General features: G+C 73.5%; 10 protein-coding genes and 2 pseudogenes. 3 read left to right on the forward strand and 9 right to left on the reverse strand.

What is annotated here, in order from left to right:
• Window positions 1-179: 179 nt before the first annotated feature.
• The 4 genes and pseudogenes from IE142_RS12035 to IE142_RS12050 form a co-directional block, all read right to left on the reverse strand.
• Window positions 180-776: pseudogene (locus IE142_RS12035) on the reverse strand (D-glycero-alpha-D-manno-heptose-1,7-bisphosphate 7-phosphatase); the annotation flags it as partial.
• Window positions 773-1,792 carry a glycosyltransferase family 2 protein gene (locus IE142_RS12040; RefSeq protein ID WP_191885718.1) on the reverse strand — a complete coding sequence of 340 codons (1,020 nt, stop codon included), beginning with the start codon at window positions 1,790-1,792 and terminating at the stop codon, window positions 773-775. The gene IE142_RS12040 and the pseudogene IE142_RS12035, both read right to left, overlap by 4 nt.
• The gene (locus tag IE142_RS12045) at window positions 1,789-3,429 is read right to left on the reverse strand and encodes a carbamoyltransferase family protein (RefSeq protein WP_191885719.1); all 1,641 of its coding nucleotides are present in this window, start codon (window positions 3,427-3,429) and stop codon (window positions 1,789-1,791) included. Before IE142_RS12045 ends, IE142_RS12040 begins: the two co-directional genes overlap by 4 nt.
• Before the next feature lie 237 nt (window positions 3,430-3,666).
• Window positions 3,667-4,659 carry a UDP-glucuronic acid decarboxylase family protein gene (locus IE142_RS12050; RefSeq protein WP_191885720.1) on the reverse strand — a complete coding sequence of 331 codons (993 nt, stop codon included), beginning with the start codon at window positions 4,657-4,659 and terminating at the stop codon, window positions 3,667-3,669.
• Window positions 4,660-4,754: 95 nt separating this feature from the next.
• Here IE142_RS12050 and IE142_RS12055 point away from each other — a divergent pair.
• The 3 genes and pseudogenes from IE142_RS12055 (at window position 4,755) to IE142_RS12065 (ending at window position 6,918) form a co-directional block, all read left to right on the forward strand.
• A pseudogene (locus IE142_RS12055) lies at window positions 4,755-5,483 on the forward strand (polysaccharide deacetylase family protein).
• A gap of 30 nt (window positions 5,484-5,513) precedes the next feature.
• Window positions 5,514-5,954 carry an SRPBCC family protein gene (locus IE142_RS12060; protein WP_191885721.1) on the forward strand — a complete coding sequence of 147 codons (441 nt, stop codon included), beginning with the start codon at window positions 5,514-5,516 and terminating at the stop codon, window positions 5,952-5,954.
• An 85-nt stretch (window positions 5,955-6,039) separates the two neighbouring features.
• The gene (locus IE142_RS12065; RefSeq protein WP_191885722.1) at window positions 6,040-6,918 is read left to right on the forward strand and encodes an endonuclease/exonuclease/phosphatase family protein; all 879 of its coding nucleotides are present in this window, start codon (window positions 6,040-6,042) and stop codon (window positions 6,916-6,918) included.
• A 31-nt stretch (window positions 6,919-6,949) separates the two neighbouring features.
• Here IE142_RS12065 and IE142_RS12070 read toward each other — a convergent pair whose 3' ends face one another.
• From IE142_RS12070 to IE142_RS12090, 5 genes are all read right to left on the reverse strand, one after another.
• Window positions 6,950-8,101, reverse strand: a complete 1,152-nt coding sequence (locus IE142_RS12070) for an XdhC family protein (RefSeq protein ID WP_191885723.1) — start codon at window positions 8,099-8,101, stop codon at window positions 6,950-6,952.
• 58 nt (window positions 8,102-8,159) lie between these two features.
• The gene (locus IE142_RS12075) at window positions 8,160-9,617 is read right to left on the reverse strand and encodes an NCS2 family permease (RefSeq protein ID WP_191885724.1); all 1,458 of its coding nucleotides are present in this window, start codon (window positions 9,615-9,617) and stop codon (window positions 8,160-8,162) included.
• A 289-nt stretch (window positions 9,618-9,906) separates the two neighbouring features.
• The gene (locus tag IE142_RS12080) at window positions 9,907-12,288 is read right to left on the reverse strand and encodes a xanthine dehydrogenase family protein molybdopterin-binding subunit (RefSeq protein ID WP_191885725.1); all 2,382 of its coding nucleotides are present in this window, start codon (window positions 12,286-12,288) and stop codon (window positions 9,907-9,909) included.
• A 2-nt stretch (window positions 12,289-12,290) separates the two neighbouring features.
• Window positions 12,291-12,884, reverse strand: a complete 594-nt coding sequence (locus tag IE142_RS12085) for a (2Fe-2S)-binding protein (RefSeq protein WP_191885726.1) — start codon at window positions 12,882-12,884, stop codon at window positions 12,291-12,293.
• Entirely contained in the window at window positions 12,884-13,774 is an 891-nt protein-coding gene (locus tag IE142_RS12090; protein WP_191885727.1) for an FAD binding domain-containing protein, read from the reverse strand. Before IE142_RS12090 ends, IE142_RS12085 begins: the two co-directional genes overlap by 1 nt.
• Window positions 13,775-13,861 lie beyond the last annotated feature (87 nt).

Here is a 13,861-nt window from a genome sequence, read left to right on the forward strand (position 1 = left end):
GGGCGGCTCGCCGCACGGTGGACGGGGGGCCCGCCCGGTTGTTGTGGAACGTTCCGACGGGCGTCAGGGGCGAGGGTGTCCCGGTCCTCGCCGACTGCGGTACGGCCGGCGCGCCGACGGTGGCCGGGTCCTCGGCCGGTGCGGCCGGTCCCCGGCTCACCCGGGACGGCGTCCTCGGCGGCCGTACCGCCGCCGTCCGCGCCCGCGTCGGACGCCGCCTCGTCGGGGCGCTCGTCCGCCGGGACGCGGCCCTTCGGCGCACCGTCCAGTACCGCCCGTACGGCGGTCAGGAGGTCCGGGGCGACGTGGGCGGCGGCCCTCGTCTCCTCGGGGCGGGTCCGGTCGTTGGGGACGAGGATGCCGTGGGCGCCGGCGCGTTCGGCGGCCTCCATGTCCGCGCCGATGTCGCCGATGACGACGCAGTCGGCGGGCGCGGTGCAGACGCGGCCGGCTGCCCAGAGGATCATGCCGGGTTGCGGCTTGCGGCAGTGGCAGCCGTCGTCGGGGCCGTGCGGGCAGACCGCCCAGACGTCGAAGGGGCCGACGAGTTCGTCGATCCGCCGGTTGACGTGGCGGACGTCGGTGTCGGTGATGAGTCCGCGGGCGACGCCGGACTGGTTGGTGACGACGCCGACGCGGATGTCGTGTTCGCGCAGCAGCGCCACCGCCTCGCGGGCGCCGTCGACGGGACGGACCCGGTCGGGGTCGCCGTTGTAGGGCACGTCGTGGACGAGGGTGCCGTCGCGGTCGAAGAGCACGGCCTTGACGGGGCTCATGCCGCCACCTCCCGCCAGGCCCGGGCGCCGCGGTGCCGCCACTCGCCGGTCAGCCGGTACCAGGTCGCGGCGGGCGGGATGAGCGCGCTGGTCGCCAGCATGGTGGTGACCTCGTCGCGGGTGCGCGGTCCCGGGGCGATGCGGGCCCAGGCGAACTCGGCGGTGCCCGCGGCCCAGCCGAGCCCGGCGACCGCGGCGGCCCGGGGACGGCCGGCGGCGGCGAGAGCGAGGGCGGTGAGTCCGGCGGCGGTGATCGCCGCGTGCCGGCGGATACGGCCCCTGGGGGCCACCGCCTTGGCCCACCAGTCGGGGCCGTGCAGGCGGCGCATCAGCGCGTCGTCGGCGTTGCCGCGCTGCTGTTTGAGGGACGCCCAGCGGGAGGCGTCGCGCACGGGGTGGCTGGTGGTGCGGCGGCCCCGCCGGATGCGCCAGCCGGCGTCGAGGACGCGCAGCGCCAGGTCGGCGTCCTCGCGGAAGGCGCGGGGGAAGCGTTCGTCGAAGCCGTGGACCTGCTTCAGCACGTCGGTGCGGTAGGCCATGTCGGCGGTGATCCACTGCGCCCGTGCCAGGCCGGCGGTGCCGCGCTCCCAGTCGGTGGGGCGGCGTTCGCCGGGCAGCGGCACGGCGATCACGCCCTGCACGGCACCGGTGTCGGGGGCCGCCTCGGCGAGGTCCTGGACCAGTTGGTCGCACCAGTGCGGGCCGACCTGGACGTCGTCGTCGAGGAAGGCGGTCCAGGGCGCGGTGACCGCGCGGATGCCGGTGTTGCGGGCGGCGGCGGGCCCCCGTCCGCCGCTGCGCAGCACCACCGTGCGCTCGCGCAGGTCGCCCAGGACGGTCAGGGGGTGTTCCAGCGCCCGCGGGTCGGCCTCCGGTTCGGGCCGGTCGTCGACGAGGACGATCTCGTCGGGGCCGGGCCCGGTCGCGGCGGCCAGCGCGGCAAGGCAGTCGGCCAGGGTCGCGCGTGCGAGCGTGGGGACGACCACGGCGTAGCCGGTCACGGGATCGCCGCTCATCCGAACGCCCTTCCCCGGCGCACCGCGAACGGGCCGATGGCGAGCAGGTCCACGGGCGCGGAGCCGAAGCACTCCAGGGCGTCGCGCGGGTCGTCGACCATGGGCCGGCCGGCGGTGTTGAGGCTGGTGTTGACGACCACGGGCAGTCCGGTGCGCCTCTCGAAGGCGGCCAGCATCCGCGCGACCAGCGGCTCGCGGCGCTCCTCGACGGTCTGGATGCGTGCGGTGCCGTCGACGTGCACGACGGCCGGGATGCGGTCCCGCCAGGCGGGGGCGACGTCGTGCACGAAGAGCATGTACGGGCTCGGGATCGGGCCGGTGAAGATGTCGGCGGCGCGGTCGGCCAGCACCATCGGCGCGACCGGCCGGAACTCCTCGCGCCCCTTGACGTGGTTGAGGCGCTCCAGGTTCTCCGCGCGGCCGGGGTGGGCCATCAGGGAGCGGTGCCCGAGAGCACGGGGCCCGAACTCGCTGCGGCCCTGGAACCAGGCGACGACGCCGTCGCGGGCCAGCTCCTCGGCGACCGTCTCGGCGATGTCGTCCGGTTCCTCGTACGGGATCGCGGCCGTCTCCAGCCAGGCGCGGATCTCGTCGTCGCTCCAGCCGCGGCCGAGGTCGGCGCCGGGCATCGGTTCCGGGGTGGCGCCCTCCTGGGCGGCGGCGACGTGCAGGGCGCCGCCGAGGGCGGTGCCGGCGTCGCCGGCGGCGGGCTGCACCCACACGTTCCGGTACGGGCCGCGGGCCGCGATCTTCGAATTGGCGACGCAGTTCAGCGCGACTCCGCCGGCCATGGTCAGGGCCTGGCCGCCGGCCTCGCGGTGCAGCCAGTGGACGAGTTCGAGGAGCAGTTCCTCCAGTACGGCCTGGGTGCTCGCGGCGAGGTCCGCGTGGTCCTTCGTCCAGTCCTCGCCCTTGGCGCGCGGCGGCGCGAGGGCCGCCCAGTCGACGCCGTGGGCGCGGAAGCCGCCGTCGCCGGTGGCGTGGACGCGCTCGCGCAGTCGGTCCACGAAGCGGGGTTTCCCGTAGGAGGCGAGGGCCATCACCTTGTACTCGTCGCTGCTGCGCAGGAAGCCGAGGTGCTCGGTCAGGTCCTCGTAGACCAGGCCGAGCGAGTGCGGGAGCGCTTGCGTGGCGAGGGTGTCGAGCTTGCCGTCGCGGTAGCGGCCGGCCAGGTGGGAGGCGGACTCGCCGCGCCCGTCGAGGACGAGGACGTCGTTGTCGGGGTGCGGTGAGGCCGGTCCGGCTGAGGCGGCGTGGGCCACGTGGTGCGGGACGAAGACCACTCGGTCGGGGTCGAGCCCGGGCAGCGCCTCGGCGAGGAACTCGGGCGCGCGGCGGGCGTACTCGAGTCGCAGCGGGTCCCAGGGGTCGTCGAGGCCCATGTCGCGGGCGGGCCGGGCGAGCTTGGGATCGAAGGAGTACGCGACGGCGTCCAGCTCATCCGGCCGCACCCCGGCGTGCTCCAGGCACCACCGCGCCGACAGCTCCGGCACCTCCCACGCCGAGAAGGGCACCGGCCGCTTGCCGTGCTTGCGGCGGCTGAAGCGCTCTTCCTCGGCGGCCGCGACGGTCCGGCCGTCGACGACGAGCGCGGCGGCCGGATCGTGGAACAGGGCGTTGATACCAAGGATGCGCATGGATGGTGCTCCGTCCCGGGCGACTACTGGGGTCTCTCCGGTCTCGCGGGTGCCGCGGTGCAGCTGGGTCAAACACTTGGAGACAACTCAATTCCAGCGATGAACGGACAAATCACGGAACGTGATGACAAGCGGGCGCGCCCACGCCTGTGGGCCCGCTCACGTGCGCGAGCCCACCCGGCCACGGGCCCGCGCGGTCCCTCGCGAGCCCCCACGGCCGGGCCCGGCCGTGGGGACCTACGCGGCGACGGAGTGCGCGAACCAGCCGATCGTCCGCTCCAGCCCCTCGCTCCAGCCGACCCTCGGCTGCCAGCCGAGCCGTTCCCTGGCCAGGGTGGTGTCGGGCTTGCGCCGTCCGGGGTCGTCGACGGGGCGGTCGACGAAGCGGATGCGGGAGCCGGAGCCGGTGAGCTCGACGACGCGGCGGGCCAGTTCCAGCATGGTGATCTCGTCGGCGCCGCCGATGTTCACCGGCCCGCTCTCGCCGGACGCGGCGAGGGCCAGGACGCCGTCGACGGTGTCGTCGACGTAACAAAGGGAGCGGGTCTGGCCGCCGTCGCCGGCGACGGTGAGCGGCATGCCGTCCAGGGCCTGGGCGATGAAGGTGGGGACGGCGCGGCCGTCGTCGGTGCGCATGCGGGGGCCGTAGGTGTTGAAGATGCGGACGATGGCGGCGTCGGTGCCGTGCACGTGGCGGTGGGCGGTGACCAGGGCCTCGGCGAAGCGCTTGGACTCGTCGTAGACGCTGCGCGGGCCGATCGGGTTGACGTTGCCCCAGTACGTCTCGCGCTGCGGGTGCTCCAGGGGGTCGCCGTAGACCTCGGAAGTGGAGGCGAGCAGGAAGCGGGCGTTGTCGGCGCGGGCCCGCTCCAGCGCGTTGCGGGTGCCGGTGCTGCCGACGTCCAGGGTCTGCAGGGGCAGCCGGAGGTAGTCGGCGGGCGACGCGGGGCAGGCGAAGTGCAGGACCAGATCGAAGCGTCCGGGCAGGCGGCGCAGGGCGGCCGGGGCGGTGGCGTCGGCGTGGACGAACCGGAAGCCGCGGTGCCGCTCCAGGTCGGCCACGTTGGCGCGGGAGCCGGTGGCCAGGTTGTCGAGGCACACGACGTCCGTGCCGGCGTCGAGGAGCCGGGCGCACAGGTGGGATCCCACGAACCCCGCTCCGCCGGTCACCAGGGCGCGGCGCCAGACGCGTCCGCTCACGGGGCTGTCGCCCACGGGGCTCTCGCTCACGGGGTCCTCCTCGCTCCGACCGTCACTTGCGTGTCGGCTGAGTAACCCAGTGAGCGCCCTCACTACCTCGAACACATATTCGGCAACCTACTGAACTGCGTTCGCACTCGCTGCGCATAGTCCTCGCATGCTTGCGCTGGCCAGGCCTGGAGACGACCTCGCCCAGCCCGGTCCGGGGCGCGGCGGGCGGCCAGGCACGGGCGGGCGGGTTCGGCACCGTCGACTGCGGCCGCGCCAAGTGCATCGCACTGACCTTCGACGCCGGGCCGAGCGAGAACTCCGCCCGGCTTCTCGACATACTCAAGGAGAAGCAGGTCCCGGCGACCTTCTTCCTGCTGGACGAACGGCACATCGACACCTCCCGAGCTTGTCAGGCGCAGGGCTGACGAGGGTCACGAGGTGGCCGGCCACAAGAGGACCCACAAGATCCTCACGGACGCCGAACCGGACGGGATACGCGGGGAACCGGAGCGCCCGAACAAGGAGACGGAGCGCCTGTCCGGGAAGCGCCCACCCTGATGCGCCCGCCGCAGGGCCGCACGGACGACACGGTCCACGGGATCTGCCGAGAGCTGGGCCTGGCGGAGGTGCTGTGGACCGTGACCGCCAAGGACTGCAGGACGAACGACTCCGGCCTGATCACCGAGCGCGTCCTGGACCTGTCGTCCCGGGACGGCATCATCCTGCTGCACGACATCCACGACGGCACGGTGCCGGCGGTGCCCGGGATCATCGACGCGCTCGAGAAGCGGGGGTACGTTCTCGTGACGGTGCCCCAGCTGCCGGCCCCCGGGAAAGCCGGACCTGGCAGGGTCCACCGCTGAATCCGCGGGCGCAGTCCTTACGATCGTCCCGTGGTCACCTTCTCGCTCGAACGCACCGCCCCGCTCCCCCTGGACGAGGCCTGGCGCAGGCTCACCGCGTGGCAGCGGCACGGCGACTCCGTGCCGCTGACCCGCGTCACCGTCGCCACGCCCGGCCCCACCCGCCGGGGCACGGTGATCGTGGCCCGCACGGGCGCCGGACCGTTCGCCTTCGACGACCGGATGGAGGTGACCGTCTGGGAGCCGCCTGGGGACGACTCCCCCGGCCGCTGCCGGCTGGACAAGCGCGGCCGACTGGTCGGCGGCTGGGCGGAGTTCGAGGTCCGGCCCGGACCCGGCGGCCGCACCCGAGTCATGTGGAGCGAGGAGCTGAGGGTCCGTCTCCTTCCGTCGGTCTTCGACGGCGTCCTGGGCCGCGCGGGCCGGTACGTGTTCGGCCGCACGGTGAACCAGCTCCTGCGGCGCCCGTGAACCGCTGATTGCGCACGGGGGACGGGACTCGGTCGGGACGGCGCCGCACGCCCCGCCTCGGCCGTTTCCCGCGTACCGTGCCGACATGTCTCTCAGAGCGCGCACTTACCTCCAACTGTCCCTCACGGGTGCCTTGTTGAGCCTGGCCGTGGCGGCGCCGCCCGCTTCGGCCGGGCAGGGGCAGGCCGTCCCGCTGCGCATCGCCACGTACAACATCCACGCCGGAACGGGCTCGGACGGCGTCTTCGACCTCGACCGCCAGGCCACCGCGCTGCGTGCCCTCGACGCGGACGTGATCGGCCTTCAGGAGGTCGACGTGCACTGGGGTGCGCGCAGCCAGGGCCTCGATGTCGCCGAGGAGCTGGCGCGGCGGCTCGGCATGCGGGTGTCGTTCGCGCCGATCTACAGTTTCGACCCGGTGGAGGCGGGCGGTCCCCGGCGCGAGTACGGCGTGGCGGTGCTGTCCCGCTTCCCCGCCCGCTCGGCGGCCAACCACGAGATCACGCGCCTGTCCACGCAGGACGAGAACCCGGCACCGGCCCCGGCGCCCGGGTTCGGCGAGGTCACGCTCAAGGTGCGCGGGGTCCCGGTGCAGGTGTTCGTGACGCACCTCGACTACCGGGCCGACCCGGCGGTCCGGGTGGCGCAGGTCGCCGACACGCGGCGGATCATGGCGCGGGAGCGGGCGGCCCTGCCAGGGGCCCGGCAGGTGCTGCTCGGCGACTTCAACGCCGAACCGTCGGCGCCGGAACTCCGGCCGCTGTGGGAGGAGTTGACCGACGCCGGGACCGGCACCGGGGGCACGTACCCGGCGGCGGCTCCCGTGAAGCGGATCGACTACGTGGCTGTGGGAAAGGGTGTGCGGGTGCGGGACGCCGCCGTGCCGGAGGAGGCCGTGGCCTCGGACCACCGGCCGGTGGTCGCGGACGTGTCCCTGGACAGGAAGGCTCCCGGGAGGGACTGACGACCCCTCCGGGGAGGGTCCCGGGCCCCGTTCAGGCCACCGAGCCGACGCGGCCCGCCGGGGACGACGGGCCGTCGTGGTGGATGGGGGTGCGGGCGCCGGTCAGGGAGGCGCCCGTGCCGCCGCGGCGGGTCGCGACGATCTCGGCGGCGATGGACAGGGCCGTCTCCTCGGGGGTGCGCGCGCCGAGGTCGAGGCCGATCGGTGACCTGAGGCGGGCGAGCTCCAGGTCGCTCACGCCGACCTCGCGCAGGCGCGCCTCACGGTCCAGGTGGGTGCGGCGGGAGCCCATCGCGCCGACGTACGCCACCGGCAGGCGCAGCGCCAGCCGCAGCAGCGGCACGTCGAACTTGGGGTCGTGGGTCAGCACGCACAGCACCGTACGGGCGTCCACGGCGGTGCGGGCCAGGTACTCGTGCGGCCACTCGACGACGATCCCGTCCGCGTCCGGGAAGCGGGTCCCGGTCGCGAAGACGGGGCGGGCGTCGCACACCGTGACGTGGTAGCCGAGGAACTTCCCGGCCCGGACCAGTGCCGAGGCGAAGTCGATCGCCCCGAAGACGATCATGCGGGGCGCCGGGACCGAGGACTCGACCAGCAGGGTGAGCGGTGCGCCGCAGCGCGAGCCCCGCTCACCGGTCTCCAGGGTGCCGGTGCGGCCGGCCTCCAGGAAGGCGCCCGCCTCGGCGGCCACCGTACGGTCCAGCTCGGGACGGGCACCGAGACCGCCCTGGTGGGAGCCGTCCGGGTGGACGACGAGCGCGCGGCCCGTCAGCTCCGCCGGTCCGCCGACGATCCGCGCCACCGCCACCGCCCCTCCTCGGGCGGCGGCGGACAGCGCGGCGGCGAGCACCGGACGGTCGGGGTCGTGCGCCCGTACCGGCGTGACCAGGATGTGGACGACTCCGCCGCAGGTCAGACCCACGGCGAAGGCGTCCTCGTCGCTGTAGCCGAAGCGTTCGAGCACGGTGTGGCCGTCCTGGAGCGCCTGTCGGCACAGCTCGTACACGGCCCCCTCCACGCAGCCGCCGGAGACCGAGCCGACCGCGGTGCCGTCGGCGTCCACCGCGAGGGCGGCGCCCGGCAGGCGCGGGGCGCTGCCGTCGACGGCCACCACGGTGGCCACGGCGAAGTCGCGTCCCTGCTCGACCCACCGGTCGAGCTCTTCGGCGATGTCCAGCATCCGTTCGGTCTCCCGGTACTCCTCGTACGGCGTGGTGGAAGGGTTCCCGGAGCTGCCGCTAGTGCACCCCCATCCAGCTCTCGATCGGGTTGAGGGCGAAGTAGACGATGAAGACGGCCGTCAGGGCCCACATGAACGCGCCGATCTCCCGGGCCTTGCCCTGGGCGATCTTGATGGCGGCGTAGGAGATCACGCCGGCGGCGACACCCGCCGTGATGGAGTACGTGAACGGCATCAGGACGACGGTCAGGAAGACCGGGATCGCGGTGGCCCGGTCGGCCCAGTCCACGTGCCGGGCGTTCGTCATCATCATCGCGCCGATGACGACCAGCGCGGCGGACGCCACCTCCTGCGGCACGAGCGCGGTGATCGGCGTGAAGAAGAGGCAGGCGGCGAAGAACAGACCGGTGACCACCGAGGCGAGCCCGGTGCGCGCGCCCTCGCCGACGCCGGTCGCGGACTCGACGAAGACGGTCTGGCCGGAGCCGCCCGCCACACCGCCGATGGCACCGCCGGCGCCGTCGATGAACAGCGCCTTCGACAGGCCCGGCATGCGGCCCTTGTCGTCGGCGAGCTTGGCCTCGGTGCCGACGCCGATGATGGTGGCCATCGCGTCGAAGAACCCGGCCAGCACCAGCGTGAAGACGATCATGCCGACGGTCATGACGCCGACGTCGCCCCAGCCGCCGAACTCCACCTCGCCGAAGAGTGAGAAGTCCGGCACGGAGACCGCGCTGCCGCGCAGTTCGGGGGCGCCGTTGGCCCACTGCTCGGGGTCGATGACACCGGTGGCGTTGAGCAGGGCCGCGACGACCGTGCCGGCGACGATGCCGACCAGGATCGCGCCGGGGATGTCGCGCGCCTGGAGCATGAAGATCAGGAGCAGGGTGCCCGCGAAGAGCAGGACGGGCCAGCCCGCGAGTTCACCGGCGGGGCCGAGCTGGAGCGGGGTCGCCTTGCCCCCGTGGACGAAACCGCCCTTCACGAAGCCGATGATGGCGATGAACAGGCCGATGCCCATGGTGATGCCGTGCTTGAGCGCGAGCGGGATCGCGTTCATGATCATCTCGCGCAGCCCGGTGACCACGAGCAGCATGATGACCACGCCGTACATCACGCACATGGCCATGGCCTGCCCCCAGGTCATCTGGGGGACGACCTGTCCGGCGATCACTCCGGACACCGAGAGTCCGGCGGCCAGGGCGAGTGGCACCTTGCCGACGAAGCCCATCAGGAGCGTGGTGACCGCCGCGGCGAGCGCCGTCGCGGTGATCAGGGCCTTCTGGCCCAGGGTGTTGCCGGCGGCGTCCTCGCCGCCGAGCAGGATGGGGTTGAGCAGGACGATGTACGCCATCGCCATGAAGGTGGTGATGCCGCCGCGCACCTCACGCGCGACCGTCGATCCCCGGTGGGTTATGTGGAAGTACCGGTCGAGCCAGGACCGGCCGGAGGGGACGCGGGAACCCGCGCCCGCGTCCTCGGCGGTGGTCTTGGGCTCCACGGACTGCTGGGTCATGGGGCCGTCTCCCAAGGTTCATAGGGGCACCCGCGCGGGCCGCTGGGGCGGCTGCGGGATTTGGGATGTGCACGACCCGGGGGACGGCCCGAGACGAACGCATGGTGGGTGGTGCTTCCGGGCCCGCGAGCGGGGCGGTACCCGGGGTGTGCTCCGGGCGGCGCGGAGTGTGTGACGTTCCGTGCGCCGCCCGGAGGGCCAGGGGATGTCGTTCGGATCCTGCCGGGGCGCGGGGCGGCTACGAGGCACCGTCGCCTGGAGTCGGCCTGATCCGAACGACATCCTCCGCTCACGCCGTGCCGGTGAGGTGTTCCGGCCGTACCGGCGTGCGGTCGAGCGCCAGCCCGGTCGCGTCCCTGATGGCCGCGAGGACCGCCGGGGTGGACGACAGGGTGGGTGCCTCGCCGACGCCGCGCAGCCCGTACGGCGCGTGGTCGTCGGCGAGTTCGAGCACGTCGACCGGGATCGTCGGCGTGTCGAGGATCGTGGGGAGCAGGTAGTCCGTGAAGGAGGGGTTCTTCACCTTGGCGGTCTCCGGGTCGACGACGATCTCCTCCATGACGGCGATGCCCAGGCCCTGGACGGTGCCGCCCTGGATCTGACCGAGGACGGAGAGCGGGTTGAGCGCCTTGCCGACGTCCTGGGCGCAGGCCAGCTCGACGACCTTGACCAGGCCGAGTTCGGTGTCGACCTCTACGACGGCGCGGTGCGCGGCGAAGGAGTACTGCACGTGGCCGTTGCCCTGGCCGGTACGCCGGTCGAAGGGTTCCGTGGGGCGGTGCCGCCACTCCTCCTCGACCTCGATCGCCTCGTCCCCCAGTACGTCCGCGAGATCGGCCAGGACCTCGCCGCCGTCGGTGACGACCTTGCCGCCCTCCAGGAGGAGTTCGGCCGTCGCCCAGGCCGGGTGGTGGGTGCCGAACCTGCGGCGGCCGAGGTCCAGGATCTTCTCGCGGACCAGCTCGCAGGCGTTTTTCACGGCGCCGCCGGTGACGTACGTCTGCCGGGAGGCGGAGGTCGACCCGGCCGACCCGACCCGTGTGTCGGCCGGCTGGATGGTCACCTGGCCGACGCCCAGCTCGGTGCGGACGATCTGCGCGTGAACGGTGACGCCGCCCTGGCCGACCTCCGCCATGGCGGTGTGCACGGTGGCCACCGGCTCGCCGCCGACGACCTCGACGCGGACCTTGGCGGTGGAGTAGTCGTCGAAGCCCTCGGAGAAGCCGACGTTCTTGATGCCGACCGCGTAGCCGACGCCGCGGACGACGCCCTCGCCGTGCGTGGTGTTGGACAGGCCGCCGGGCAGCTGCCGTACGTCGGTGCCCTCGCTGGACTCCCACTGGCGCTCGGGCGGCATGGGCCTCGCCTTGACGCGGCGCAGGAGTTCGGCGACGGGGGCTTGCGAGTCGACCGGCTGGCCGGTGGGCATGATCGTGCCCTGCTCCATGGCGTTGATCCCGCGGAACTCGACCGGGTCCATGCCCAGTTCCTTCGCCAGCTTGTCCATCTGCGCCTCGTAGGCGAAGCACGCCTGGACGGCGCCGAAGCCGCGCATGGCGCCGCAGGGCGGGTTGTTGGAGTAGAGGGCGAGCGCCTCGATGTCCACGTCGTCGATCACGTACGGGCCGGCCGACAGCGAGGCGGCGTTGCCGACGACCGCCGGGGAGGAGGAGGCGTAGGCGCCGCCGTCCAGGACGATCCGGCACTTCATGTGGGTGAGCTTGCCGTCCCTGGTGGCGCCGTGCTCGTAGTGGAGCCTGGCCGGGTGGCGGTGGACGTGGCCGAAGAAGGACTCGAAGCGGTTGTAGACGATCTTGACGGGCTTGCCGGTGCGCAGGGCCAGCAGGCAGGCGTGGATCTGCATCGACAGGTCCTCGCGCCCGCCGAAGGCGCCGCCGACGCCGGACAGCGTCATCCGCACCTTCTCCTCGGGCAGTCCGAGCACGGGGGCGATCTGGCGCAGGTCGGCGTGGAGCCACTGGGTGGCGATGTAGAGGTCGACGCCGCCGTCCTCGGCGGGGACCGCGAGGCCGGACTCGGGGCCGAGGAAGGCCTGGTCCTGCATGCCGAAGAAGTAGTCGCCCGTCACGAGCACGTCCGCCCGCCGGGCGGCCCCGTCGGCGTCGCCGCGGACGATCGGCTGGCGGTGGACGATGTTGGGGTGCGGGACGTGGGCGGCGTGGTGGTCGGTGCGGTTCTCGTGGACGACGATCGCGTCGGGGGCGGTGGCGGAGGCCTCGTCGGTGACGACGGGCAGTTCCCGGTACTCCACCTTGATCTTGGCGGCGGCGCGGCGCGCGGTCTCCGGGTGGTCGGCGGCGACGACGGCGACCGGCTCGCCGTGGTGGCGGACCCTGCCGTGGGCGAGGACCGGGGTGTCCTGGATCTCCAGTCCGTGGCGCACGTCGGTCGGCAGGTCGTCGTACGTCATGACGGCGTACACGCCCGCCTGGGCCAGCGCCTCGGAGGTGTCGATGGAGACGATCTCCGCGTGCGCGACGGTGGAGCGCAGGATCTGTCCCCAGAGCATGTCCTCGTGCCACATGTCGGACGCGTACGCGAACTCGCCGGTGACCTTCAGGGTGCCGTCCGGGCGGAGCGTGGACTCGCCGATGCCGCCCTTGGTGCGGGTGCCTTGGGCGAGGCGGGTGGGAGCGCCGTCGGCAGCCATGCTCAGACCCCCTCGGACCGGCGGGCGGCCGCCAGGCGGACCGCGTCCAAGATCTTCTCGTAGCCCGTGCAGCGGCACAGGTTGCCCGAGAGCGCCTCGCGGATGTCCGCGTCGGACGGGTTCGGGGCGCGCTCCAGCATCTCGTCGGCGGCGACCAGCAGACCCGGCGTGCAGAAACCGCACTGAACGGCGCCGGCCTCGATGAACGCCTGCTGGACGGGGGACAGTCCGGTGCCCTCGCCGGCCTGTGAGTCGTGGCCGGTGGCCTGCCACCGCCCGGCCCGGTCGAGCGGGGTGCCCCCGCCGCCGGTTTCGCGGGCGCCGGTCGCGCGGCCCTCGGCGCGCTCCCTGGCGAAGTCCGCGAGGCCCTCGACGGTGACTACCTCGCGCCCCTGGACCTGGCCGGCGGCGACCAGGCAGGCACACACCGGGACGCCGTCCAGACGGACCGTGCAGGAGCCGCACTCGCCTTGCTCGCAGGCGTTCTTCGAACCGGGCAGCCCGAGCCGCTCCCGCAGCACGTACAGCAGCGACTCGCCCTCCCACACGTCGTCGGCTTCCTGCGGGCGTCCGTTGACGGTGAAGTTGACGCGCATCACGCCGCTCCCTCCGTGGTGTGGCGGGCGCCGCGGTACGACTCCCAGGTCCAGGTGAGCGTCCGGCGGGCCAGGACGCCGACCGCGTGGCGGCGGTAGCCCGCGGTGCCCCGGACGTCGTCGATCGGGTCGCAGGCGGCGGAGCACAGCACGGCGAACTGCTTGGCGACGGCCGGGGTGATGATCTTGCCGTTGTCCCAGAAGCCGCCCTCGTCGAGCGCCGCGTTCAGGAACTCCTCGGCGGCCGTGGCCCGGATCGGGGTGGGCGCCGCCGAGCCGATGCCGGTACGGACCGTGCGGGACCCGGGGTGCAGGGCGAGGCCGAAGGCGCACACGGCGATGACCATGGCGTTGCGGGTGCCGACCTTGGAGAACTGCTGGGGGCCGTCCGCCTTCTTGACGCGCACGGCGCGGATCAGCTCGTCGGGCTCCAGGGCGTTGCGCTTCACGCCCGTGTAGAACGCGTCGATCGGGATCAGCCGCTTGCCGCGCACCGACTCGACCTCCACCTCCGCCCCGGCGGCGAGCAGCACCGGATGGGCGTCGCCGGCCGGGGAGGCGGTGCCGAGGTTCCCGCCCACGCCGCCGCGGTTACGGATCTGCGGGGAGGCGACCGTGTGCGAGGCGAGGGCGAGACCCGGCAGCTCGGCGCGCAGGTTCTCCATGATCCTGGTGTAGGGCACGGAGGCGCCGAGCCGTACGGAGTCCTCCCCGACCTCCCACTCGAGGAGGTCGCCGACGCGGTTCAGGTCCATCAGGTACTCGGGTCGGCGGCGGTCGGAGTTGATCTCCACCATCACGTCGGTGCCACCCGCGATCGGCACAGCGGTGGGGTGCTCGGCCTTCGCGGCGAGCGCCTCCTCCCAGCCGGCGGGGCGGAGAAAGTCCATGACCGGCTCTCCTCTCGTCGTCCGGTGGGTCGTACGGATCGAGCCAACACGCACTCCACGGGTCCGGCTCGTTCGAGTGCTGTGCAC

This window comes from Streptomyces mutabilis, assembly GCF_014649815.1.
Lineage (GTDB): Bacteria > Actinomycetota > Actinomycetes > Streptomycetales > Streptomycetaceae > Streptomyces > Streptomyces mutabilis.